This is a genomic window from Ruegeria sp. N7, assembly GCF_056531345.1.
Window position 1 is genome coordinate 73,222 of sequence record NZ_JBQFLR010000001.1, and the last position, 24,298, is coordinate 97,519.

Annotated in this window: 20 protein-coding genes; 6 read left to right on the forward strand and 14 right to left on the reverse strand. The window is 57.4% G+C overall.

All coding sequences use genetic code 11. From position 1 onward, the window contains the following. The first annotated feature begins 39 nt into the window (after window positions 1-39). Window positions 40-669, forward strand: coding sequence for a TRAP transporter small permease (locus ACR0ES_RS00355; protein WP_480505486.1), 630 nt, complete (start codon window positions 40-42; stop codon window positions 667-669). A gap of 3 nt (window positions 670-672) precedes the next feature. Then, window positions 673-2,076, forward strand: coding sequence for a TRAP transporter large permease (locus tag ACR0ES_RS00360; RefSeq protein WP_480869178.1), 1,404 nt, complete (start codon window positions 673-675; stop codon window positions 2,074-2,076). Between the two features lie 139 nt (window positions 2,077-2,215). Here the strand turns inward: ACR0ES_RS00360 and ACR0ES_RS00365 are convergent, their stop codons facing one another. After that, window positions 2,216-3,259, reverse strand: coding sequence for an ornithine cyclodeaminase (locus ACR0ES_RS00365; protein ID WP_480869180.1), 1,044 nt, complete (start codon window positions 3,257-3,259; stop codon window positions 2,216-2,218). After that, on the reverse strand, window positions 3,259-4,179 hold the full coding sequence (rocF, locus tag ACR0ES_RS00370) for an arginase (protein ID WP_480537670.1): 921 nt from the start codon (window positions 4,177-4,179) through the stop codon (window positions 3,259-3,261). The genes ACR0ES_RS00365 and rocF overlap by 1 nt, the downstream gene beginning before the upstream one ends. 87 nt (window positions 4,180-4,266) lie before the next feature. On the opposite strand from rocF, the gene ACR0ES_RS00375 reads away from it, so the two are divergent. Together ACR0ES_RS00375 and mprF are read left to right on the forward strand one after the other, a co-directional pair. Beyond that, window positions 4,267-4,695, forward strand: coding sequence for an Lrp/AsnC family transcriptional regulator (locus tag ACR0ES_RS00375; RefSeq protein ID WP_480472343.1), 429 nt, complete (start codon window positions 4,267-4,269; stop codon window positions 4,693-4,695). Window positions 4,696-4,808: 113 nt separating this feature from the next. After that, window positions 4,809-7,418: a bifunctional lysylphosphatidylglycerol flippase/synthetase MprF gene (mprF, locus tag ACR0ES_RS00380; protein WP_480772602.1), complete on the forward strand. Its 2,610-nt coding sequence runs from the start codon at window positions 4,809-4,811 to the stop codon at window positions 7,416-7,418. Window positions 7,419-7,421: 3 nt separating this feature from the next. Here the strand turns inward: mprF and ACR0ES_RS00385 are convergent, their stop codons facing one another. From ACR0ES_RS00385 to ACR0ES_RS00410, 6 genes are all read right to left on the reverse strand, one after another. Next, window positions 7,422-8,972 (reverse strand): efflux transporter outer membrane subunit, encoded by a 1,551-nt coding sequence (locus ACR0ES_RS00385; RefSeq protein ID WP_480869182.1) that lies wholly within the window; start codon window positions 8,970-8,972, stop codon window positions 7,422-7,424. Between the two features lie 11 nt (window positions 8,973-8,983). After that, on the reverse strand, window positions 8,984-10,129 hold the full coding sequence (locus tag ACR0ES_RS00390; protein ID WP_267366155.1) for an HlyD family secretion protein: 1,146 nt from the start codon (window positions 10,127-10,129) through the stop codon (window positions 8,984-8,986). A gap of 21 nt (window positions 10,130-10,150) precedes the next feature. Next, window positions 10,151-10,513, reverse strand: a complete 363-nt coding sequence (locus ACR0ES_RS00395) for a DUF3302 domain-containing protein (protein ID WP_267366156.1) — start codon at window positions 10,511-10,513, stop codon at window positions 10,151-10,153. A 35-nt stretch (window positions 10,514-10,548) separates the two neighbouring features. Beyond that, window positions 10,549-11,118, reverse strand: a complete 570-nt coding sequence (locus ACR0ES_RS00400; protein ID WP_480472351.1) for a disulfide bond formation protein B — start codon at window positions 11,116-11,118, stop codon at window positions 10,549-10,551. A gap of 10 nt (window positions 11,119-11,128) precedes the next feature. Continuing rightward, the gene (locus tag ACR0ES_RS00405) at window positions 11,129-11,284 is read right to left on the reverse strand and encodes a DUF5993 family protein (protein WP_209595994.1); all 156 of its coding nucleotides are present in this window, start codon (window positions 11,282-11,284) and stop codon (window positions 11,129-11,131) included. Between the two features lie 107 nt (window positions 11,285-11,391). After that, window positions 11,392-12,153 (reverse strand): DeoR/GlpR family DNA-binding transcription regulator, encoded by a 762-nt coding sequence (locus tag ACR0ES_RS00410; RefSeq protein WP_480869184.1) that lies wholly within the window; start codon window positions 12,151-12,153, stop codon window positions 11,392-11,394. 179 nt (window positions 12,154-12,332) lie between these two features. Between ACR0ES_RS00410 and glpD the strand changes: the two genes are divergently transcribed. Together glpD and ACR0ES_RS00420 are read left to right on the forward strand one after the other, a co-directional pair. Continuing rightward, entirely contained in the window at window positions 12,333-13,919 is a 1,587-nt protein-coding gene (gene glpD / locus ACR0ES_RS00415; RefSeq protein WP_480869186.1) for a glycerol-3-phosphate dehydrogenase, read from the forward strand. 195 nt (window positions 13,920-14,114) lie between these two features. Further along, on the forward strand, window positions 14,115-14,660 hold the full coding sequence (locus tag ACR0ES_RS00420; protein WP_480565097.1) for a DUF2087 domain-containing protein: 546 nt from the start codon (window positions 14,115-14,117) through the stop codon (window positions 14,658-14,660). 42 nt (window positions 14,661-14,702) lie between these two features. Here ACR0ES_RS00420 and ACR0ES_RS00425 read toward each other — a convergent pair whose 3' ends face one another. The 6 genes from ACR0ES_RS00425 to ACR0ES_RS00450 all read right to left on the reverse strand — a co-directional run bounded on the left by ACR0ES_RS00425 (window position 14,703) and on the right by ACR0ES_RS00450 (window position 24,284). After that, entirely contained in the window at window positions 14,703-17,840 is a 3,138-nt protein-coding gene (locus tag ACR0ES_RS00425; RefSeq protein WP_480869188.1) for an efflux RND transporter permease subunit, read from the reverse strand. Window positions 17,841-17,843: 3 nt separating this feature from the next. Then, window positions 17,844-19,001 carry an efflux RND transporter periplasmic adaptor subunit gene (locus ACR0ES_RS00430; protein ID WP_480481277.1) on the reverse strand — a complete coding sequence of 386 codons (1,158 nt, stop codon included), beginning with the start codon at window positions 18,999-19,001 and terminating at the stop codon, window positions 17,844-17,846. Between the two features lie 249 nt (window positions 19,002-19,250). Further along, window positions 19,251-20,969 (reverse strand): methionine--tRNA ligase, encoded by a 1,719-nt coding sequence (gene metG / locus ACR0ES_RS00435; protein ID WP_480869190.1) that lies wholly within the window; start codon window positions 20,967-20,969, stop codon window positions 19,251-19,253. A gap of 206 nt (window positions 20,970-21,175) precedes the next feature. Then, window positions 21,176-22,396 carry an MFS transporter gene (locus tag ACR0ES_RS00440; protein ID WP_480485858.1) on the reverse strand — a complete coding sequence of 407 codons (1,221 nt, stop codon included), beginning with the start codon at window positions 22,394-22,396 and terminating at the stop codon, window positions 21,176-21,178. An 80-nt stretch (window positions 22,397-22,476) separates the two neighbouring features. Further along, complete coding sequence (locus tag ACR0ES_RS00445; protein ID WP_480869192.1) at window positions 22,477-23,073, reverse strand: YceI family protein; 597 nt, start codon at window positions 23,071-23,073, stop codon at window positions 22,477-22,479. After that, window positions 23,070-24,284, reverse strand: coding sequence for an MFS transporter (locus ACR0ES_RS00450; RefSeq protein ID WP_480565088.1), 1,215 nt, complete (start codon window positions 24,282-24,284; stop codon window positions 23,070-23,072). Before ACR0ES_RS00450 ends, ACR0ES_RS00445 begins: the two co-directional genes overlap by 4 nt. Window positions 24,285-24,298 lie beyond the last annotated feature (14 nt).

A 24,298-nucleotide genomic window follows, 5' to 3' on the forward strand; every position in this document is an offset into this window, starting at 1 on the left:
TGCCAGGCACCCGGTACACCAATATTGGGGAAAACTGGAATGGCAGGACAGGCCACAGTGCTGGTGGACGGAAGTCGTCTGAGCCAGCTGGATCAGCAGTTGTTGAAACTGGAGCGTTTTCTCGCGCTCATCAGTGGTTTGGCAGTATTTGGCCTGATGGTCCTGGCCGTTATCTCGGTCAGTGGGCGCAATGCCCTGAATGCCCCATTGCCAGGATATGTTGACTGGATCGAACAGGCGATGCCATTGATCGCATTTCTTGGCATTTCTTATGTTCAACGCGACGGTGGCCACATCCGCATGGACATCGTTCTGTCGCGCCTTCACGGCAGAGGGTTGTGGTTGTTCGAACTGGTCTCGGTGGTTTTGATCCTGCTTCTGATGCTTGCGCTAGTTTGGGGCAGCTGGTCTCACTTCGACCGATCCTTTGATTTGGGCGCACCATTTTGGAGCCGGGACAGTTCCATTGATATCGGAATTCCGTTGTGGCCCGCGAAACTACTGGCCCCCATCGCGTTTTCCGTTCTGTGCCTGCGGCTTGCCTTGCAGGTCTGGGGATATGGCCGCGCACTATGGCTGGGATTGGAAGCTCCGGTCGCCGTTCCGTTGATACAGGACGCGGCAGCACAAGCAGCGGCTGAGGCCGAACAGTTCGAAGGGCAGGACTGATTTATGGACACGATTGAAATTGGCCTCTGGGTCACGGGCGGGCTTCTGATCTTTGTCGTGGTCGGCATGCGCGTGGCCTTTGCTGCGGGCTTGGCCGGGCTAATTGGACTTGTTTGGATTTTTTGGGCCAAGTTTGGGTATGATCCGGCGCGGTTCGGTAAAGCGCTGACTGTTGCGGTCAAAACCGCCGGGCAAGTGCCGCATTCCAAAGTTGCCTCTCATACTCTTAGCCTGATCCCGACCTTTATCCTGATCGGGTATCTGGCTTATTACGCAGGTCTCACGCGGGCGTTGTTTGAAGCTGCAAAACGCTGGGTCGCATGGGTTCCCGGAGGGTTGGCGGTTTCAACCGTATTCGCCACTGCTGGTTTCGCCGCGGTGTCGGGTGCCTCGGTTGCCACCTCTGCCGTCTTCGCCCGCATCGCGATCCCGGAAATGCTGAAGGTAGGCTACAACAAACGCTTTGCTGCTGGTGTGGTGGCCGCCGGAGGAACGCTGGCATCACTGATTCCACCATCGGCTATTCTGGTGATCTACGCGATCATCGTCGAGCAGGATGTCGGGAAGCTGCTGTTGGCGGGGTTCATTCCGGGCGCGTTTTCAGCGATCATCTATGCCGTGCTGATTGTCGGGATCGCTGTGATATTTAAATCCGTCGGTCCTCCGGTCACAGGCTTTACATGGAAACAGCGCTTTTCGGCCCTTCCCGGAGCCATTCCTATTGTCGCCGTCATCCTGATCATCATCTGCTTTGTCTATAACCCATTTGGTGAAAAAGCGTGGGGCACGCCGACGGAAGGCGGCGCAATCGGCGCCTTCATTGTCTTCTGCTTCGCGCTGTTTCACGGCATGCGTTGGAGCGAGTTCAAATCCGCGTTGCTAGAGACGGCCAAGCTTACTGCGATGATCTTTTCGATCATCTGGGGCGTTCTGATCTATGTGCGGTTTCTAGGGTTCGCAGATCTTCCGGGCGCCTTTTCTGACTGGATAACCGGGCTCGAGATGTCGCCCATGTTGATCCTGATCTGTATTCTTCTTGCCTACGCCGTGTTGGGCATGTTCATGGATGCGATTGGAATGCTGCTCTTGACCTTACCTGTTGTTTATCCGGCGGTCATGGCGCTGAACGGTGGTGAATCTGTCAGTGCCGCAGACAGTGCGTTTGGCATGTCCGGCCCTATGTGCGCGATCTGGTTCGGAATTCTGGTAGTCAAAATGGCCGAATTCTGCCTGATCACACCGCCCATCGGACTCAACTGTTTTGTCGTCGCCGGGGTGCGACCGGATTTGAGTGTTCAGGATGTTTTCAGGGGTGTGACACCCTTTTTCGTGGCCGACGCGCTGACCATAGCAATGCTCGTGGCTTTCCCTGGTATTGTACTCTACCTGCCATCGCTTGCGGGGTAGGTAGGATGCGAGGCTCTGCCTCGCGCTCCGGGATATTTAAAGCCAGATGAAGAAGGGATCCCCTGCTTCATCTGGCCAACAAATATCCCGGGGGAGGCGCCCGGCACGGGCGGCGGGGGCAGAGCCCCCTTAGGCGCGCCTAACCGGCCCGCATCAGCATTCCGAACAGGTCGCGCGGATCGTCCGGGTCGGCCAACATGTCCAGAGGCTCAAAGAACGCGGTGCCTTCGATCACCTGCTTGACATAGCGCAGGGCTGAGAAATCTTCGATCGCGAACCCAACGCTGTCGAACAGGGTGATTTGGCGGTCGTCGGTGCGCCCTTTGGCGGCACCGGACATAACCTGCCACATCTCGGTCACAGGATGATCGGCATCCAGCGCCTGAATCTCGCCCTCGATCCGGGTTTGCTCGGGGTATTCGACAAAGATGTCTGAGCGCAGCAGGATATCGCGATGCAATTCAGTCTTGCCGGGACAATCGCCACCGATGGCGTTGATGTGGACGCCGGGGCCGACCATGTTGTCGGTGAGGATGGTGGCGTATTTCTTGTCGGCCGTGCAAGTGGTGATGATCTGAGCACCTTCAATAGCGTCTTCCGGCGTCTTGCATGGGATGACCGTCAGGCCTTTGCCTTGCAGGTTTGCGGTGCATTTCGCTGTTGCACCGGGATCGGTATCGTAAAGCCGGACAGTGTCGATCCCGCACATTGCCTTGAAAGCGAGGCATTGGAATTCGGACTGCGCCCCATTGCCGATCATGGCCATGGTCGTGGCATTCTTTGGGGCAAGATAGCGCCCGACCAGAGCGGACGTCGCCGCCGTGCGCAATGCAGTCAGCATCGTCATTTCGGTCAGCAGAGTGGGATACCCGGTGTAAACATCCGCCAGCAATCCGAATGCGGTCACAGTTTGCAGACCCTCGGAGGTGTTTTTGGGATGTCCGTTCACGTATTTGAACCCATATGCCTCCCCATCCGAGGTGGGCATCAGTTCAATCACTCCGTGGGGTGAATGCGCCGGAATGCGCGGGGTCTTGTCAAAGCTTTCCCACCGTTTGAAATCGGATTCGATCTGATCGGCGATCTGTACGATCATCTGTTCGACACCTATGTGGTGAATCAGCCGCATCATGTTGTCGACGGACACGAAAGGCACGAGCGCCTTTTCAGAAGGTTGGGTCATCAGAAACTCCGGGTGGGGCGGTCAAAGATGCGACGGCCCATAAGTGAGGCGGCCAGATCGACCATCAGTTTTGCGGTGCGGCCACGTTCATCCAGGAACGGGTTCAGTTCGACAAGATCCAGAGAACTGACCAGTCCGCTTTCATGCAGCAGTTCCATGACCAGATGAGCCTCGCGTTCGGTCGCACCGCCGGGAACAGTGGTGCCGACGGCAGGGGCAATGGCCGGATCCAGGAAATCAACATCCAACGAGACGTGGAGAAGAGCGTTTTCGGCTTTCACGCGATCCAGGAACGCCAGCAACGGCGCCTTGATCCCATGTTCGTCAATGCTGCGCATGTCGGCCAGCATGGCGCGGTCCTGTTCCAGCGCCAAACGTTCCGCCGGGTCGACAGAGCGCAGGCCAATCATGCCGACTCGGTCCGTTGGCACGACAGCGGGTAAGGGCGGAAGCGCCTCGAATCCCGACCTTCCTGTGAAATAGGCGACGGGTGTGCCATGCAGGTTGCCGCTGTCTGAGCTGTCGGGGGTGTGAAAGTCACTATGGGCATCCAGCCACAGAACGAACAGTGGGCGGTCGACCTTAGCAGCATAGGCGGCCATCCCGGTCACGGTTCCCATGGACAATGCGTGATCGCCGCCCATGAAGATTGGAATGCCCTGTTTAGCTGCTGTCAGTGCGGTCTTGCTCAGCGCTTGCGTCCATCCGACGCATTCGGGCAGCGCGAACAGGTGCGGATGCTCGGGCAGGTCCGTTTTTTCAGGTTGCACGTCGCCCCAATCGCAAACGGAGTGACCAAGATCGGCCAAGGCCTGATCCAGCCCGGCCACGCGATATGCGTCAGGACCCATTCGGCAACCCTGACGCCGTTTCCCGGCGTCCATCGGCGCGCCGACTAAAATGATGTTTTTGCGTTCCATGTGGTCCATTTAGGCCGTCACTGTGTCTTGCGTGAAGAGCACAAAATGCTCAAAATGGATCAGGAAGCTCCTTAATGAGAAGGTAATATGGACGAATTGGATAGTCGTCTGCTGGGCGCCTTGCAACGTGACGCGCGCGCCAGCCTGTCAGAGCTGTCAGAAACACTTGGTGTGACCCGCACTACGGTGCGCAGCCGTTTGCAACGGCTCAAGCAATCCGGAGAGATCGTTGGTTTTACCGTGTTGACGCGTCGGGATCTGGCGCAAAGCCCGGTACGTGGGCTGATGATGCTGGAAATCGAGGGGCGTGGCACCGAGCGCGTGATGTCCCGGATCGGAGCCATGCGGCAGGTCACGGCGGTCCATTCGACCAACGGCAGTTGGGATTTGATTGCCGAAATCAGTACTGAAACTCTGGCCGAACTGGACGAGGTTCTGTTTCATATTCGCAGGATCGACGGCGTTACACGTTCGGAAACGAACCTGCTGCTGTCAACACGCAAGGGGCGGCTCTAGTGCTTTGAGATGAATGCGACTTGTGCCAGAGTTTGTGAGTAGACAGGGTGCGACTTACCCTTAGGTAGGCCGCTTGCTGACTAAGGGTTCAGTATTTCCGGAAGGCTTGCGGCATGACCACATCTGAAAATGGTGACGAACCTTTGGCCGGACAGTGGGCCGAACGACTTGCTGGTCTGCTGGAAAAACCCTGGCTGCGCATCGCGATACCGGTCGTTATTACCGGGATTGCCCTTTCGGTTTTGCACGATCTGTCGGCCCATGTGAAATGGTCGGATGTCCAGACCGATATTTCGGCGACATCATGGAAATTGATGGTTTTTGCGATGTGCTGGACAGCGTTCAGCTTTTTGTCGCTGTCGCTCTATGATGTGTTCGCGGTACAGAGCGTGGCAGATGGCAAGGTGCCGTTACCTGTGGCGGGGATGGCCGGAGCCAGCGGATACGCGGTGTCGAACTGCCTTGGGTTTTCCTACATCACGGGAACCGCGATCCGGTATCGGATATACGCGTCGCTTGGCTTGGACCTTGGCCGGGTGGCTGGCGTAATCGCGACCTCGTGGGTGGCGTTCTGGATGGGTCTGATCCTGATTTTGGGCTTATTGCTGACCCTGCACCCGGATGGAATATCCAAGGTGATGCCCGTCAGCGAAACGGTCGAAACCACCATAGGGTTGTGCTTGCTGGCTGCATTTGTTGCGATGTTCATTTGGCTGTCCAGCGGTGGCCGGCGGTTGGCTGTTGCGGGCGTCGGTTTCGATTTGCCCGGAGGTAAACTGGCGGGCCTGCTGACGTTGGCTGCCATTGGGGACCTGTTTGGCGCATCCATGGTGCTTTACGTACTGATGCCGGATGATCTGGGTGTCGGGTACCCGTATTTCTTCACGATCTATATCGCCGCCATTGCCGTTGGAATCCTGAGCCATGCGCCGGGTGGGATTGGCGTGTTTGAGGCGACATTGATTGCCGGTCTGGGGGCGTCAGGCCGTTCGGATGTGATTGCTGCGTTGCTGCTTTATCGGGTGGTTTACACTTTTCTGCCATTTGCAGTCACCAGCCTTTCCATTGCCGTTGCATCTGCCTTGACCCAAAGACACATGATCGGCGGTGCCGCCATCTGGGTCTATCGCGTGATCCGTCCCATGGTTCCGATGGTCGCGGCCGGGGTTGCCGCGGTGGCCGGGGTAATCTTGCTGGTGTCGGGCGCGCTGCCAGCGGGGGCGCAAAAGCTCAGCACACTGAAAGATATGCTGCCGCTTTCGTTTGTCGAGGCTTCGCATCTTGCAGGCAGTGTCGTTGGGGTGTTGCTATTGCTGGTGTCGCGCGGGTTGTTCCGCAAGCTCTACCGGGCATGGGTCGTTGCGATGGTGTTGATGGGGGTGGGGTTCTTTGCGTCGCTTGCAAAGGGGCTCGACATCCACGAGGCGTTTTCGATGCTGGGAACGATTGGGCTGCTGGCTATGTTTCGTGGCGCGTTCTACCGGGTCAGTGGTGCGTCGATATTTCGGCTGAACATCCCATGGCTGATCAGTGTCGTGGTTCTGTTGGCGGTGATATTCTGGATCGGGCTGTTTGCATATTCGCATGTCGAATACCAAAACGATCTGTGGTGGCAGTTTGCCTGGAACGGTGACGCCTCGCGCTTTCTGCGGTCCAGCCTTGTTGTAGCCGTGATCGTGGGCATTGTTGCCGTGAACTCTCTGTTCGGGCGTGAGATTCCGACACCACAGCGGGTTGAAATCCCAGAGGTTGTCGAGCGGCTGGTGATGGAGAGTGAGGATACGGAGTCGCAAATCTCGCTCACCGGTGACAAGCAATTCCTGATCTCACCGGATGAGACCGCATTCTTAGCGTATGCAGACACGGGCAATGCGCTGATTTCAAAAGGAGAACCGGTTGGTGACGAGAGGGCCGGGCAGCAACTGATTTGGCAGCTTCGGGAAATGGCGGATCGCGAAGGTAAACTCTGTGCGTTCTACAGTGTCTCGACCAAATATCTGCCGACTTTTCTGGATCTTGGACTGTCGATCCTGAAGATTGGCGAGGTTGCGCGGGTGTCATTGCACGACTTCTCGCTGGACGGAAAGTCGCGCAAGCGATTCCGGCAGGCCAAGAACCGTGCTGAACGCGAAGGATATGTGTTCGAGATCATTCCGAAGGAAGAACTGAGGCCTCTGTTGTCAGATTTGCGTGGGATTTCAGACCGCTGGCTTGCGCAAAAGGCCGGTGCAGAAAAAGGCTTTGCACTGGGGGGATTTGATGATCAATACCTGTCCTATTTCGATCATGCGATCCTGCGTGATGGCAACACCGGCAAGATCATGGCCTTTGCCAATCTGTTCCAAGGAGGGAACAAGTCCGAGCTGTCACTGGACCTCATGCGTTATGAACCCGATAGCCCAAGTTTCGTCATGGACGCTCTTTTCGCCGACATGATGGATTGGGGTGCGCAGCAGGGGTTTCACTGGTTTTCACTGGGTGCCGCACCGTTTTCAGGGATCGAAAACCGTCAGCTTGCTTCGCTTTGGAACCGCATCGGTGGGTTCGTTTACGAACATGGCGAACAGTTCTACCATTTTGAGGGTCTCCGTGCGTTCAAGCAGAAGTTCGATCCGGAATGGAGCCCGAACTATCTGGCCAGCCCCGGCGGGCTGGCCGCGTCCCGCATCCTCTATGAGGTTAATATCCTGATCTCGGGCGGGTTGCGCGGGTTAACCAAGTAGCACCTAATTCAGGCTTGCGCGGGTTGGGGTTTTCTGCAGCAGATCGCCCCAATCCGTGCGATAGGCCATCTCGGCCAGGACAGTTTCAGGTAGGAACTCCTGATTTTGACGGATTTGCCATCCGCCGCCCAGACCCTTGTAAACCGCCACCAGGTTGCTGGATACCTGCTGCCGCGCCTCGATCAGATTGGCCTGCGACCGCAATAGTGCGGTCTGGGTGTTCAGCACGCGCGAATAATCGGCAATGCCATCTGTATATTGGCTGACGGCGATTTCGGCAGCTTTGCGTGAGGCTTCGACACTTTGCTGATAGAACCCGACCTGCTTACGTGCCTGCGCATAAGCGACCATGGCACTTTCAACTTCGGAATAAGCGGTCAGCACAGTGTTCTGATAATTCGCAATCAGCGCCTGGTAAGCGGCGTCCTGCGCGCGAACATTGTTCTTGATGCGGCCATAGTTCAGCACATTCCAGACCACACCGGCACTGGCCAGTCCGGTTGTGCTGCCACCGCCGAACAGATCGCGCCCGCCAGATGCCTGCAGACCGATTGCGCCTGACAGGATGAATTGGGGATACAGGTCCGCCATCGCGATGCCCACCTGCGCCGACTGCGTGGCTGCCGCCAGTTCAGCCGCGCGCACATCCGGGCGGCGGCGCAGCAATTCAGCGGGAACGCCCACAGCCACATTTGCTCGGGCCGATGGAATGCGTCCGGTATTGCCCAACAGACCGGTCATGCGTGAAGGTGTCGTGCCCAACAACACCGCAAGCGCGTTCTTGGTCTGTTGCAGGTCGCTTTCCAGTTCCGGTACCAGCGCTTTAGTGTTGTTCAGTAGGGCGGTGGATTCTTGCACATCCAGTTCCGTGGTGACGCCATTGTTGAACCGCAGCTGAGTCAGGTCTGCCGAGTCCTGCTGCAATTTGATGTTCTCGCGCGCAATTGCCAGCGTCTCCTGCAACGCCCGGATATTGACGTAAAGCGCGGCGACGTCCCCGGTCAGCGTAACCAACGCGTCGTCGTAATTCGCCACTTGCAGGGCCAGGTTGGATCGCGCCGCCTGAACACCGCGCCGCTGGGCACCCCAGACGTCCAGCTCCCACTGGGCATCGAAGCCGACTTGCGAGGTCGAGAATTCGGTATCCAGCGGGATGACGCGATTGACATCCGAAATTGGCCCCAGATTGTCGCTGATCTGGCGCCGTTCAAGCGAGCCGCCTATGGCCTGCGACTGCGGGTAAAGCTCGCCAAAGGCGATACCCAGTTGCGCGCGCGCCTGCAAAACCCGCGCACCAGCGACCTGAAGTGTCAGGTTCTGGGCGTAGGCCTCGGCAATCAGTTTGTTAAGGGTCGGATCATTGAATGTCTGCCACCATTTCACGACAGGCGCACTGCGCGAGGTCAGCCCGCTTTGACCGGCGCTGGGGTTGTTGACCTCAATCCATTGTTTTACGACAGGTGAATTGGGGCGCACAAAATCCGGTCCAACGGGTGTGCAAGCCGCGAGAGTGGCGGCGCAAATGGCGGTTCCCAACAACCTGCGGAGTGTCATGGCGCGCATCCTCAGATATCCAGGGGTCGGATGAAGTTGGCGAAGGAATAAAGGCGGATGTTGATGCGCCTCAGAAACTCAAAACTTTTGCCCTGGCCTGTATAGATTGCCACAGCGGCATGGCCGCCCGCTGGGAAGATGTGGTCTTCCGGCACATCGACGGTGATCTGAACCGCAATCCGACCGGGCAGTTTGGGCAGCTCGAAACCGGGCAGGCGGCCCGACGGGATGAGTTGCCCTTGACGGGTGGCCCACCAGATCGCTTCGACCTTGCCCGTCAGGATTTCACCGGGATAAAGATCAAGCGCGACTTCGACCTCTTGTCCCGGTTCGACAAATTTCAGGTTCTGCTGGCGGAATGTGGCAAGGATATAAGGGCTTTCATCAGTCACGAAGCTGGCAATCGCACCCAACCGGACGTCACCGACTACCAATCCGGGGCGGGCCTGCTGTGAGACGATCATGCCATTTTCAGGCGCATAGATTGTTGTGTTTTCCAGAAAATACTCGGCTTCGGCCAATTGCGCCTGCGCCTGAAGGATGCCCGTGTTCACGCCGTCAATCTGCGATTCCAGCGCCAGTTGAGCCTTGGTCAGGTTGGCCCCAGCCTGTTTGACGGCGGCCTGATCTTCCGTCACCTGTTCGTTCCATCGATCCAGATCGTCCTGACGGGCGCCTCCGGCCGGAACAAGATTCTCATACCGCGCCTGTTGGGTTTGCGCATAGGCCAATTGCGCATTGGCCCGTTCGACAGCTTCGGTCGACGCAATGACATCCTGTTCAAGGATTTTGGCATTCTGCTGTGCCGCCACCAACTGGGCCTGCGCATTATCGACCGCCAGCGAAAACACCGTATCATCGAACCGATACAGCGGATCGCCCTTTGCGACCGGTGTATTCGGTTCAACAAGAACCTCGGACAGAATCGTCGGCTGTGTCAGCTTGGGGATGATCTGTATGGTCGAACGTACCACGTGGCTGTCTGCTGAAAACGGCTGAAAGAAGCGCAATGCCACAAGGAAGATCAACAGCAGGTGTGCACCCACCCAGAACGAAACAATGCCCCAGGCAATGTTGAACTTCAGCCATTCCAGCTTGAAAAAAATGAGCCAGACGAAAATGATGTAGAACAGCGTGATGCCGAGGGCGACGAACATAGGAATTAGGGTCCTTCGGTCTTAACTGGGTTGTGTGTCATCTGTGTCCAGACGATCCTGGTATTCGGGTTTGACCCTACCGCCCAGGCGTTTGATTTCATCGCGGATGGCATCTTTTTCCTCGTCCGGGCCGCGGCGAATATCGACCGTGACGCCATCGTGGAAAGCCCACATGAAGGCGTGAACCCAAGGCACGACAGCCAAAAACCCCATCCATCCCATGATCTTTACGGCTTCGGCATGGGGATGATTACGTTTGATCGCGATCCGCCCCGGAAGGCCCATAATGAACAGGAACAGCGCCATAACTGCTGCAAGCAGCAGGATCAGCGCGACCAATGTCAGATAGTCATAATAGCCCAGCGGCTGGCCCAATAGTCCCATTTGTGTGCCTCCATCAGGGGAAGGTTAGGGTATCCTCAATCATTCGTTTTCAGTTCGTCAATCAACTTGTAATCCGTGGGCGGGTCATCACAAACGCCCGGTCCGCATTCCAGCAGAGTTGAACCGGCGTTCAGTACGGCAAGTGCCAGCATGACAAAGAAGGCGGTTTTGGCCAGCTTGTTTCCCCCAAAACGTACCTCGCTGGCCGCGCCCGAGTCATATTGGCGATCAAACAGCAGCATGAACGAAGTACCCAGCAGGACAAGGAAAAAGGCGATGCCCGCCCAAGTGTAATAGTGCAGCCCCAGAACGGGCGATCCGTAGTGGCCGGTTCCAGGCACAATGTGCAACAGGATTTGCCGGATCGAAACACTGCCGCCATACAAAGCTGCAATCAGCATGATGGCATAGTGCTGCGGTCGCGCGCCATAAAGCAGGTTCAGGCCCAGCCCGACGCCGACGGCTACAAAGCCGACACGCTGCAACAGGCAAAGCGGGCAGGGCAGTTCGTAAAGGACAAGTTGATAGAAGAACGCCAGCGCCAGAACGAGACTGACGGCCAGCATTCCGATCGCGTTTAGTGTACGTGACAGTTCGGGTGTCATGATGAGGCCCTCAAAGCTGAATTGTCAGCTGACTGGTGGCGTGGAATTTCAACCAGTAGATACTCAGGGCTATCGTAAGGAAGAACAGCGCATTGCCTGCCTTCGTCATGTTGAAATAGTTGAGCCCCATCGTGGCAGTAAGTAACGCAAATAAAAGCGCAATCATGGCCCGGTGCTCCCCTCCCGTGCACATATCTTTATGCAAACGATAGTGTCAGGCCGGGTGGCATCTGGCAAGCGGCGCGGTAATTTGGGGACTATTCTTAATGTCCGCTAGTTACACAGGACGATGTCCGTTTGCCATTCCTGACCGCGCAGGTGCAGATCGCCAGGTAACGGCGCATCCGTGTAAATCGCATCGATTTCAGCCAAAGAAGCGATGCGCGCCGGGGCCGAGCGGTAAAACTTTGAATGGTCGGCAACCAGAAATGTGCGGCGTGCCTGCGCAATGATGGTCTGGCTGACTTGTACCTCCTGAAAGTCGAAGTCCAGAAGATCTCCGTCAGTGTCCAAAGCTGAACAGCCGATTACGGCAAGGTCAAATTTGAATTGCCGAATGGTCGATACGGTCAGATTTCCGATCAACCCGCCGTCGGTGCGCCGCAGAACGCCACCGGCCATGACGACCTCACAATCCGGGTTCTCAATCAGAATGTTTGCGACATTCATGTTGTTGGTCACAACCATCAGATTCTTGTGGTTCAGCAATTGCCGCGCCACGGCCTCGGTCGAGGTTCCGATGTTCATGAAGATCGATGCGCCGTCGGGGATATCGATGGCGCAAGCCTGTGCAATACGGGTCTTGGCGTCGGCGTTCAGGGCACGGCGGTCTTCATATCCGATGTTTGACACGCCCGAGCGCAGCACCGCGCCGCCATGCACCCGATCCAGTTTACCTGCCTCGGCCAACTCGGTCAGGTCGCGCCGGATCGTCTGGACCGTGACACCAAATCTTTCGGCCAACCCGTCAACGGTGACGCGGCCTTCGGCCCCGGCAATGTCCAGAATGTCAGATTGGCGAAAAGACAGGGACATGGTGTTTCCAAACTTGAAGTGTTTCTTTCGTTTTTGTTCTTTTTGGCCGATTTAGCAAGGAAGGTGTTAGAAAATTTCAGGTTAGTGTTGCAAAGCGAAAAAATTCGAACATAAACATTGACCATACGAAGGATGTTCTGGCAAATGCCTATCATCCATCCTGACAAGGAATCATTGGCATGCAGTCAGCGGACGTTCAGACAACGGACCTTTTTATCATCGGTGGTGGGATCAATGGTTGCGGCATCGCTCGGGATGCTGCTGGTCGCGGGCTGTCAGTTGCTTTGGCAGAGATGAATGATCTGGCCTCGGCCACGTCATCAGCCTCGACGAAATTGTTTCATGGCGGTTTGCGCTATCTGGAGTATTTCGAAATCCGTCTGGTACGCGAGGCCCTGATCGAGCGTGAAACCCTGTTGCGCGCGATGCCGCATATCAGCTGGCCGATGCGCTTTGTACTGCCATACCACAAGGACATGCGATTTGACTCGGAAACGCCGACCTCCCGGCTGCTCAGCACGGTCATGCCGTGGATGCGCGGGCGGCGTCCGGCCTGGCTGATCCGGTTGGGTTTGTTCATGTATGACAATCTGGGTGGTCGCAAAATTCTGCCGGGCACCACGTCGCTGAACTTGCGATCGGCACCGGAAGGCGTCCCGCTACAGGACAAGTTCGAAACGGCATACGAATATTCTGATTGCTGGATCGAAGATTCACGGTTGGTGGTTCTGAATGCCCGCGACGCCGAGGCGCGCGGTGCGCAGATCATGGTGCGAACCGAGGTGATTTCGGCCGAGCGGGTGGACGACCTTTGGCAGGTATCGATTCGTGATCGCAGCAGCGGCGAAACCCGTCTTGTTCGGGCCAGAATGCTGATCAATGCGGGTGGCCCTTGGGTCGGGGACATCATCCAGACCAAGATCCGTGTGAACTCACGCGAGGGTGTTCGGCTTGTTCGGGGCAGCCATATTGTGACACCCCGGCTCTATGACCACGACAAGTGTTATTTCTTTCAGGGCGAAGACGGCCGCATCATTTTCGCCATTCCGTATGAACAGGACTTTACCTTGATCGGCACAACGGATCAGGATCACCCGGACCCTGACACGAAACCCGTCTGTACCGAGGTCGAACAGGAGTATCTGTGCGCCTTCGCATCGAAGTATTTCAGGCGCGCTGTGACCCGCGAAGATGTTGTGTGGACCTATTCTGGTGTGCGGCCGCTTTATGACGACGGTGCCAGCAGTGCCACCGCAGCAACGCGAGATTACACGCTGAAAGTCGATGCGCAGGGTGGGGCGCCTGTTTTGAACGTGTTTGGCGGCAAGATCACCACCTATCGCAGGCTCGCGGAAAGTGCTCTGGAGAAGGTTGGTGAATTCTTTCCAAATATGCCGGGCCCCTGGACCGCTGGTGTGGCGCTGCCGGGCGGTGACTTTCCGGTTGACGCAGTTGAAGCCCTGACTGATCAGCTTCAAGCCGCGTATCCGTTTCTGGGTGCCGCCTGGGCTGCACGCCTGATCAGGGCCTATGGAACCGAAGCAACAGATGTCCTTGGGGATGCGCAACAGCTGTCTGATCTGGGCGAGGATTTTGGCGCAACCCTGACCGCGCGGGAAGTCGCGTGGCTGATCGACAAGGAATATGCACGGACCGCCGAAGATGTCGTCTGGCGGCGCAACAAGCTGGGCCTGCGACTGAATGCCGAGCAGATCGCGCGGATCGACGGCTGGATGGCTGAACGGCTGGCCCCCGGCTCGACCTGATCCATCTTTCTATCCTCTTGGCGGGTGATGAGTGTTGTGCTAGCCGTTGGATACGGTCGGCAGACACCGAGGCGTCGCTGCTCTTACCCAGAGTGCTAAACCTGCCAGTGTATGTGAAACTATCGCAACCATCAGGGCGTTGTTTCGTCAAGTCAACGACCAACGATCGCGCAAAACGCCCGATATGGATTTGTGATGAGCAAAACTCCTGTACCCTTGCACGCCGATGATCTGACCGGATTCGTGCGTATCCTGTCCCAACAACTTGGCGACTCCAGCCCGTCGCACCTGAACCTGATGAACATGGTCGCTCGTGCCGCCGGGTTTCAGAACGTGCAACATATGCGCGCCACCAGTGCCGCTGCCCGGCGGATCGAGACCCGCCTGAAACAGCCGGCTGCTGACATGCGCACGGTTGAGCGCACACTGCACCTGTTCGACGGGCAGGGCAGACTTCGGCAATGGCCGTCAAAACGATCGGTGCAGACTTTGTCCTTGTGGGGGCTCTGGTCTGCGGTACCGGCAGCCGCGGTGCTGCAAGAGGGTGAGGTCAACACGTGCCTCAATGCCGAACATTGTTTTGATGACCCTGCAACCCTGCGCCGGACCATGATTTCATGTGGGCTGCTGACACGGAACCGGGATGGATCGGATTATCGCCGGGTCGAGCAGGCACCGACACCAGAGGCAAAGGTGGTGATCCGCGAACTCTCTGAACGTCGGCGGGGAAGACCAGACTGACGCCAGAAAAAAGCCCCGCTGATGGGCGGGGCTTTGATCGGATCAGGCCGCTTCTTCTGAAGGGCCGGGATCGTTTTTGCTGCCTTTCAGCCACTCACGCATGCTTTGCATCAGGGCGTAGAGGACAGGCACCACGATCACGCCAACCAGCGTCGCGGCCAACATGCCACCGAACACGGCGACACCGATGGCTTTCTGGCTGGCCGCACCTGCACCATTGGCGGCCAGCAGCGGTACGACGCCCAGCAGGAAAGACAGGGCAGTCATCATAACAGCGCGGAACCGCTGATGAGCGGCCTCGACGGCAGCTTCCTTGATCGAAAGACCCTTGGCGCGCTGTTCCATTGCAAACTCGACGATCAGAATGCCGTTCTTCGAAGCCAGACCCACCAGCATGATCATACCGATCTGTGTATAAAGGTTAATATCACTGCCAACGATGGCAACCGCGGCCACCGCCCCGAACAGGGCCACGACCACTGACAGCAGGATCGAGACCGGCATAGTCCAGCTTTCATACTGTCCCACAAGGAACAGGTAACCGAATAGGATGGCCAGCCCCAGAATAATGATCACCAGGCTGCCTGACGCCAACTGTTGTTGTGCCGTCCCCGTCCATTCGAACGAGTATCCCGGCGGCAGGGCTGAAGCAGAGACCTCTGTCATCGCGGTGATCGCATCGCCGCTGGAAAGGCCCGGTGCAGGCACCGCCGTAACCGTTGCCGACCGGAACAGGTTATGCCGTTTCAGCAGAACCGGCCCCAACACGTTTTCTACGTCGATCAGGGTGCCCAGTGGCACCATGTCGCCCTTCTGAGAGCGCACATAGAGGCTGGCAATGTCATCGACATTGTCGCGATAGCTGCCTTCCGCCTGGATCATTACGCGATAGACGCGACCAAACAGGTTGAAGTCGTTGACATAATACGACCCCAGCTGGGCCTGCATGGTCTGGAAAATCTCAGCCACCGAGACGTCCAGTGTTTTGGCTTTCTCGCGGTCCAGATCCACGAACAGCTGCGGAACGTTGGCGCGGAATGTCGTATAGGCCTGCCCGATCTCGGGGCGCTGGTTGGCCGAATAGACAAACGACCCCACAGCCGAAGCCAGATCCTGCGGCGAGCCGCCTCCGGTTTGCTGCACCTCCATCTCAACCCCGGCAGACATGCCAAGACCCTGAATTGGTGGCGGGTTGAAGGCAACGGTCGAGGCTGCGGTTTCGTTATTCGCGATGGCCAGCACCTTGGCCAGAATGGCCTTGGCGCTCAGGTCCTCCTCCTGCCGTTCGGCCCAGTTGTCGAGGTTCACGAAGATCGCAGCGCCGTTGGTGATTGTGCCGTTCAGCAATGAAAAGCCATTGATCAGAACGGTGCTGGACACACCCGGGATCTCGCGTATCTGGTCATCGAGGCGCTTTGTCACGGCCTCGGTCCGTTCCAGCGTCGCGGCGTCAGGCAGTTGCACGTCAACAAAGAGATAACCATTGTCTTCCAGCGGGATAAACCCGGCTGAGGTGTTCGACATGATTGCCCCTGTTCCCATGCCGAGACCAACCACGATGGCCAGCGCGATAGCTGGAAAGACAAGCAGTTTGCGCACAATAGCGACATAGCCGTTGCGAACGCCACCAATGAAGTTTTCGAACAGCGCAAGTAGCCCTTTGGGCGGCCCTGAGCGGGCCTTAAGGACCAGCCCGCACAGGGCAGGTGACAGTGTCAGCGCGTTGATGGACGAGATCACAACAGCGGTCGAGATCGTGACAGCGAACTGAGAGTACAACCGCCCTGAGATGCCCGGCATGAATGTCACCGGCACGAAAACCGCCAACAGAACCAGCGTGGTCGCGATGACCGGGCCTGTGATCTGCCCCATTGCCTTACGGGTGGCTTCTGCCGGGGGCAGCCCCTCATCAGCGATGATGCGCTCGACGTTTTCAACCACGACAATGGCGTCATCAACCACGATGCCGATGGCCAAAACCAGTGCGAACAGCGAGATCGTGTTCAAAGACATGCCGAAGGCCAGCAAGAAAGCAAACGTGCCAATCAGTGAGACCGGGATGGCAACCGCCGGAATGATCGTGGCACGCCAACTGCCGAGGAACACAAAAACGACCGAGATCACAAGTGTGAAGGTCAGGATCAGTGTGGAAACAACGTCATTCAACGAGGCTTCGACAAAGTCGGTCGTGTTGAAGGGGACATCATATTCGACATCCGACGGGAATGCGCGGGACAGCCGCTCCAGTTCCGCCTGCACGCGCTCTGAAACGGCGAGGGCGTTTGCGCCGGGGGCTTGATAGATGCCGATCACGGTGGCCGGCACGGACTGAAAATAACCGGACGCCGAGTAGAACTGTGCGCCAAGCTCAACCCGGGCGATGTCCCTTACGCGGACAATTGCGCCGGCATCTCCGGTACGGATCACGATGTCGCCAAATTCTTCGGCTGACGTCAGTCGACCTTTGGATTTGATCGTGTATTGAAAGGTCTGCCCTTCGGGCACAGGCGGTGCACCGATCGACCCGGCAGACACTTCGATATTCTGTTCGCGGATCGCGTTGATTACATCGCCTGGTGTGATGGACAGGGCTGCCATCTTGTCAGGGTCCATCCAGACCCGCATGGCGTATTCAAGGTTGGTCAGAACATCAGCCTTACCCACGCCTTGCACACGCGCCAGCGCATCGCGCAGGTTGATTGAGGCATAGTTGGAAAGAAACACGCTGTCATAGGTGCCATTGGGCGAGGTCAGCGTGACCAGCATCAGCATATTGGTCGACGATTTTTGTGTGACAACGCCCGAAGATGTCACTTCGGCGGGCAACGACGACATTGCCTGCGCCACCCGGTTCTGCACGTTGACCGAGGCGATATCGGGGTCGGTGCCAACTTCGAAGGTTACGTCCAACGAATACGAGCCGTTGTCAGACGATCTGGATGTCATGTAGATCATGTCGTCCACACCGTTGACCTGCGCCTCGATCGGTGCGGCAACGGTGTTCTCCACTGTTTCCGCATTTGCGCCGGTGTATTTGGTGGAGACGTTGACCACGGGCGGGGTAATGTCCGGGAACTGCGCGACCGGCAGCACCAGATAGCCGATGCCACCCATGATGGTCAGCACCAGCGAGATGACAAACGCCAGCTTTGGCCGGCTGATGAACAGGGCTGAGAACATCGATTACTCTCCCGGCTGTTCAGAGGCGACGACCGCGTCAACAGCCACGCCGGGGCGGACCCGTTGCAGGCCCTCGACAATCACGCTTTCGCCTTCACGCAAACCTTCGGTAACGATGATGGCGGTACCTTCCGTGTTGCCTGTGGTGATGTATCGCTGCTCCACCATCTGCTTGTCGTTTACAACCAGAACAAAATCACCACGCTGATCGCGTTGCAGCGCAGCTTGCGGCACCAGAACTTGCAAGGTCGGTTGCAACGCTTCGATCTGCACATTCACGAATGCACCGTCCAGGATCAAACGGTCGGCATTTTCGAACTGGGCGCGCATTGTGATCGCGCCGGTCAACGGGTCGATACGATTGTCAACAAATACGATCCTGCCCGTTTCATCCAGCTTTGTTCCATTTGGCAGCGTGATATGCACATTGGGGCTTTGCGGGCTGTCCGCAAGAGAAGCGGAATTTGCGCCAACGGTCTGAAGAACCGAAGTAAAGAGTTTTTCGTTGAGCGAGAAATTCACATAGATCGGCGTCTCGCTTACAATGTTCACCAGCGGCGGGTTGGTCGGGCCGACCACATCACCGACACTGGTGGTGATGCTGCCTATACGTCCATCAAAAGGCGCGTGGATCTGTGTATAGCTGAGGTCCAGTTCGGCCTGCTGGATCGCTGCATTTGCGGCCTTGACCTGAGCCTCGGCGACCAGTTCGTTGGCCCGCGCGATGTCGCGTTCGGATTCAGGTGTCGCGTCGCGCTTGTAAAGCTCTTCCTTACGCGCCAGGTCCACCTTGGCCAACTCAAGATTTGCCTCGGCCCGGTTCAGATCGGCTTTTCGGGCCTCCAATGTCGCCTCGTAAAGGTCAGGTTCGATGGTGAACAACAGGTCGCCTTCCTTGACCGTAGCCCCATCCTCGACATTCCGGCTGTTGAGAAAACCGTTCACGCGGGCCACGATATCGACCTTATTGATCGCCTGAGCGCGCCCTATGAAGGAAGCCTCGTCGGTGATTTCCTCGGTGTAGGCGGCCGCAATCGTAACTTTCGGTGCCGCCCCTTCGTCCTGTGCAGTTGCAGGTTGGGCCAGTCCCAGGGAAATCAGCAATAATGCGGTGGCGATTGGATTGCGGACCTGAGTTAGAAAAGGGAAAACTTGGGACATGGCGAAAGCCTCGTGCATTTCAGAAACAATTGGTGTCCATCCCGGCGGTCACAAACGCGCGAGTCGACAAAACTTGTTTGCAGGATGGCTTGTTTGCCACGATTTCTCAAGCGCGATGAATCCCGAGGTGGTTTGCGATGACGCCAAAAATTACAGCAACTAAGCTGGTTTAGGTGTCGGCCCGTTCCGAGGTGCCGAACGAAAACAGGGGCCAACGGCCCCCGTTCGAGCTTTCGAATATCAGGGCGGTCAGCCGCGTTTACCGGCGAATTTTGCCTGCCATTCTTCGCGCTGTTCGTCTGTGATCTTGGCGAACAGAACGTCTGGCACGGTAAAGTCGTGACCCGCGGGTAGCGCGTTCAACGCTGCGGCCACGTCTTCCGGCCAGCTGGTGTCGAGCGTGTTCATGGCGCTTAGCATCTTGGCCGAGGTATCAGGGATGAACGGCGCGCTGAGCACGGCATAGAACCGGATCAGGTTCAGGCCCAGGCGTACTTGTGCAGCGGCCTGTTTGGGGTCTTCCTTGAAGGTTGACCACGGTGCCGCTGCTTGCAGGTATTCGTTGCCAGCCACCCAGATGGCACGCAGTTCCTGAGCCGACTTGCGGACGTCCATTGCTTCCATATGCGCCTCGTAAGCGCGGACGCGTTTGGTGAGTTCGTCGATCAGAGCGTTCTCACGCTCGCCAAACTCACCGCCTTCGGGCACCACCTCACCAAATTTCGAGCGGCAGAACTTGGTGATGCGGCTGACGAAGTTGCCCAGAACATCGGCCAGATCCTTGTTCACGGATTGTTGGAAGTTCTCCCACGTGAACTCGCTGTCGCTGCTTTCTGGCGCATGGCTCAGCAGCCACCACCGCCAGTAGTCGGCTGGCAGAATCTCGAGCGCCTGATCCATAAAGACGCCACGCCCCTGCGAGGTCGAGAACTGGCCGCCGTCGTAATTCAGGTAGTTGAAGGATTTCAGGTGGTCGACCATTTTCCACGGCTCGCCCGACCCCAGAATAGTGGCGGGGAAAGAAAGCGTGTGAAATGGCACGTTGTCCTTGCCCATGAACTGGACATATCGCACATCGTCCGCACCCTTATCGGTGCGCCACCAGCGTTCCCACTCGGAATCGGGTTTCCCGGTCGAATCCGCCCATTCCTTGGCACAGGCGATGTATTCAATCGGCGCATCGAACCAGACATAGAAGACCTTTCCTTCCATACCGGGCCAGTCCTGATCGCCTTTCTTGACCGGAACGCCCCAGTCCAGATCGCGGGTGATCCCCCGGTCTTGCAGCCCGTCGCCATCATGCAGCCATTTCTTGGCAATGGATGTGGTCAGGATCGGCCAGTCAGTTTTGCTGTCGATCCAGGCATCCAGCTGATCCTTCATTCCCGACTGGCGCAGATAGAGGTGCTTGGTCTCACGCACTTCCAGATCGGTCGAGCCCGAAATGGCCGAGCGCGGTTCAATCAGGTCGGTCGGATCCAACTGCTTGGTGCAGTTTTCACACTGGTCGCCACGTGCGTTCTCATACCCGCAATTGGGGCAGGTGCCCTCGATATAGCGGTCGGGAAGAAAGCGACCATCCGCGTTGGAATAGATTTGCTTTTCCGTGACCTCACGGATCAACCCGGCCGCATCCAGTTTTCCGGCGAAATGTTGGGTCAGCTTTTTGTTCTGATCGCTGGATGAGCGGCCAAAGTGGTCAAAGCTCATCCCAAAACGCTTGGCGATGTCGGCCTGAATTTCGTACATGTCCGCGCAATACTCGGCCACCGGCTTTCCAGCTTTGGCAGCGGCCAGTTCGGCCGGGGTGCCGTGTTCGTCGGTGGCACACAGGAACATGACCTCGTTCCCCCGGCCACGCTGGTAGCGTGCATACAAGTCGGCAGGCAGTTGCGAGCCGATCAGATTGCCGAGATGCTTGATCCCATTGATGTAAGGGATCGCCGAGGTGATGAGAATCCGAGCCATATTCCGTTTCCGCATATCTAACTGCGCGTTCGTCTAACCTAAGTCACCGCTCAGCAAAAGCCCGGTTTCGTAGGTGACTGGAATAACTCTGATTTGTAACGCGCGCCTGATAGGGCGACCCAGCCGCCGATGGCCGTTGTAAACCGGTCAGATTGTGGTCAGCCAATACGCAGACTCTGCGCAATGCAGGGCTGCGGGTCCGCTTTTCATTCCTCGCGGGCGCGTTTCAGCAACCTTCCGACCGTAAAGGATGTACGCGGTGCGTAGACGTAATTGGTTCTCTCCGCGGGTGTTGGACGCGACCGCATCCGGGCCAGGCCGAAACCGATCAGGAATACGTGGCCGACCGCAACAAATGCAAACAGCGCGCTGGGGCCGAAATCCTGGATCAGTGTTGACGTGATATAGGGTGACGCAATAGCCCCCAGCGCGTACCAGAACATCAAGGCGGCAGACAACTCGACCCTTTGTTCGGTTGTCGCAAAATCGTTGGCATGTGCGGATGACACCGAAAAGATTGGGAATGTCGTGAACCCAAAAAGCGCCGCTGCAAGCATGACACCGACGGTTCCCGTGTCGCTTGCCGCCATTGTGACCCCGCAGCTTAGTACCGCCGCGACCGAAAGCCAGATCAAGACCCAGCGCCGGTCGTATTTGTCCGCGAGCCATCCCATCGGATACTGCGCCAGCGCCCCGCCCAGAACGAAAGAGGCGAGGAAGAAGGCGATTTGATCCACTCCCAACCCGACTTCCTGACCGTAGACGGGCCCGACCATTCGGAAAGATGCTGAACTGAGTGCCGAAACAATGACGCCCGCGACGGCCAACGGCGAACTGTGCCATGCCAGTTTCGGGCGCAGGCGGGGGGCGTCGGGCGTCTTCGGCTGACTTGCGCGTGTCAGTGTCAGCGGCAGCAATGAGGCGCAGCAAAGGATCGCCAAGAGGTTATAGGAAACATACGAGGCGGGTGGCAGGACGGCGATGATCAACTGAGCACTCAGCGAGGCACCCATATCGACGATGCGATAGGTGCCCATGGCTCGTCCACGTGTCTCATTGGTCACTTTTGCATTCAGCCACGCTTCGATGACAGTGTAACTACCTGCCACACATGTGCCCGAGGCGATGCGCAACGCCGCCCATACATAAGGATTGTCTGTCAGGGTGTGCCCGATCAACCCCATCGCGCCCAGCGCTGTGCATACGGCAAATGCGCGGGAATGCCCGACACTGCCCATCAGTCGCGGCGCCCACCAGCAACCTATGAAAAAGCCAAGGAAATGCGCTGAACCCAGCATACCGATCTGTTCGGTCGAAAAGCTTAAGGTGATCCCGGAAATGGCATCAAGTGGCCCGACGCCGCCCGTTGAAAGCTGAAGCAGAATGACCGAAAGAAACAGGGCGGCAAATGAAATGATCGTGCGCATGGTTTTCTCAGATAGGCGGCGTCACCGGACAATGCGCGCAACTATTCGACTTTATCCAGTCGTTTTTTGCTTTTTGTCGATTAGGTTGCACGAATGATCTCGGCACGTATGTCCAGTCCGACGTTTTGTCCTACCAGATCGGGATAACCCGAGGCACCGAAATCGTGCCGGTTCAATGTCCCGGTCAAACCTATGGACAGGCGGTTGAGGTCGTTCGCGGCTGTTCCGGGCTGGCGGTATAGGTTGGCATCCAAAGTTATGGGGTGCGTCACATCTCGGATACTCAGTTCCCCCGTGACACGAGCACCATTCGATATGCGCCCATCGGCCCCCAATTGAATGTCAGTCGATACGAATTGAATTGTCGGGTAGGTTTCGGCGCCCAAAACACCGGGGCCGAGCATCGGCATGCGGGCAAAGGGCAAGCGTGTTCTGGCCTTGTTGACATCCAGCACCACCGTGACCCGGCTGTTTTGCAGGCGGTGCATGTCAATCTGTACGTTCGCCTGCCGGATCGGCATTGATCCGGTCTGAGGGATACCTGACAGATCAAAGGTAAAACCAACCACGGTGGCTTTCGTTGACAAAATGTATGGCTGCAACGCGGCTTGCACCGTACGGGCCAAAGGCAGAGCCACCATCCCTGCAAGCACCAAGCGGCGGGTCAGGTGTGTCACGCCATGACCGTGTCCCGTCTGGGGCGGGATCTTTTGATCAACATCAGAACGATGGCAATGTTCAAACCGTTCCAAAGAATTCCGTTGACGAAGGCCAGGTGGTAACTTCCGGTGACATCGTAAATCCAGCCTGACATCCAGCCGCCAAGCGCCATGCCAAGGATGGTCATCATCAAGACGAATCCGACCCGCGCCCCGGCGTCCTGCGGCGGCATGTATTCACGGACAACCAAAGCGTAGCTGGGCACGATGCCACCCTGCGCCAGACCGAACAGCAAGCTGATCACATAAAGTGAGACCATCCCGTCATATGGCAGGAACAGGAACAGGGCGATGCACTGCAAGACTGAGCCGATCAAGAGCGTCATGACGCCGCCCAGACGGTCGGCCAACAGGCCCGAGAGAATACGGCTGGCGACGCCACCTAGCAGCATCAGCGATAGCATTTCGGCCCCCACTGCGGGGCCGTATCCCAGCCCGACGCAATACGACACGATATGGACCTGTGGCATGGACATCGCTACGCAGCATCCAATACCAGCCAGGCCAAGGATGTACTGTAACACGCGTGGTGAAACGCCGACAGTGCGCGCGTTGATCTGGGCTGTGGCCGCGGCTGTGCTGTGTGCTTCGACCGGGACCTGACGACGCAACAGCAAGGACAGGGGGATGACAATCAGCAGCGTCAATAGCGCCAATGTCAGGTAGACCTGTTGCCAGCCATCCCGTAACAGAATGCCGGACAGCAGGGTGGGCCAGATTGCGCCAGAGATATAGTTTCCGCTGGCCACCAATGCGACGGCGAACCCACGCCGCTTCATGAACCAGTGCGAGATATCGGCGATCAAGGGGCCAAACCCGATCGATGTTCCCAGCCCGACCAGCAGATGCGCCGCAGATAGTAGTGTTATATTCGGGGCCAGCGTTGCCAATAGATAGCTGAAGGCGCTTAATACAGCGGCGCCGATCAGGGCGCGTGTCACGCCCAGCCGGTCCACCAGTTGTCCTAGCCACATATTGCCCAGCGCAAATCCGATCATCGTAAGCGTATATGGCATCGAGGCTTCGGCGCGACTGGCGCCGAATTCTGCTTCGACAGTAGGCATGACCACGATGACCGCCCACATCCCTACATTCGCCACAGTTGCGATGGCGAGCGTGATCAGAAGGCGAATCCAGGAATAGCGGCTGTCATGGATCGGATGGCTCATGCGGCGACGCTAGG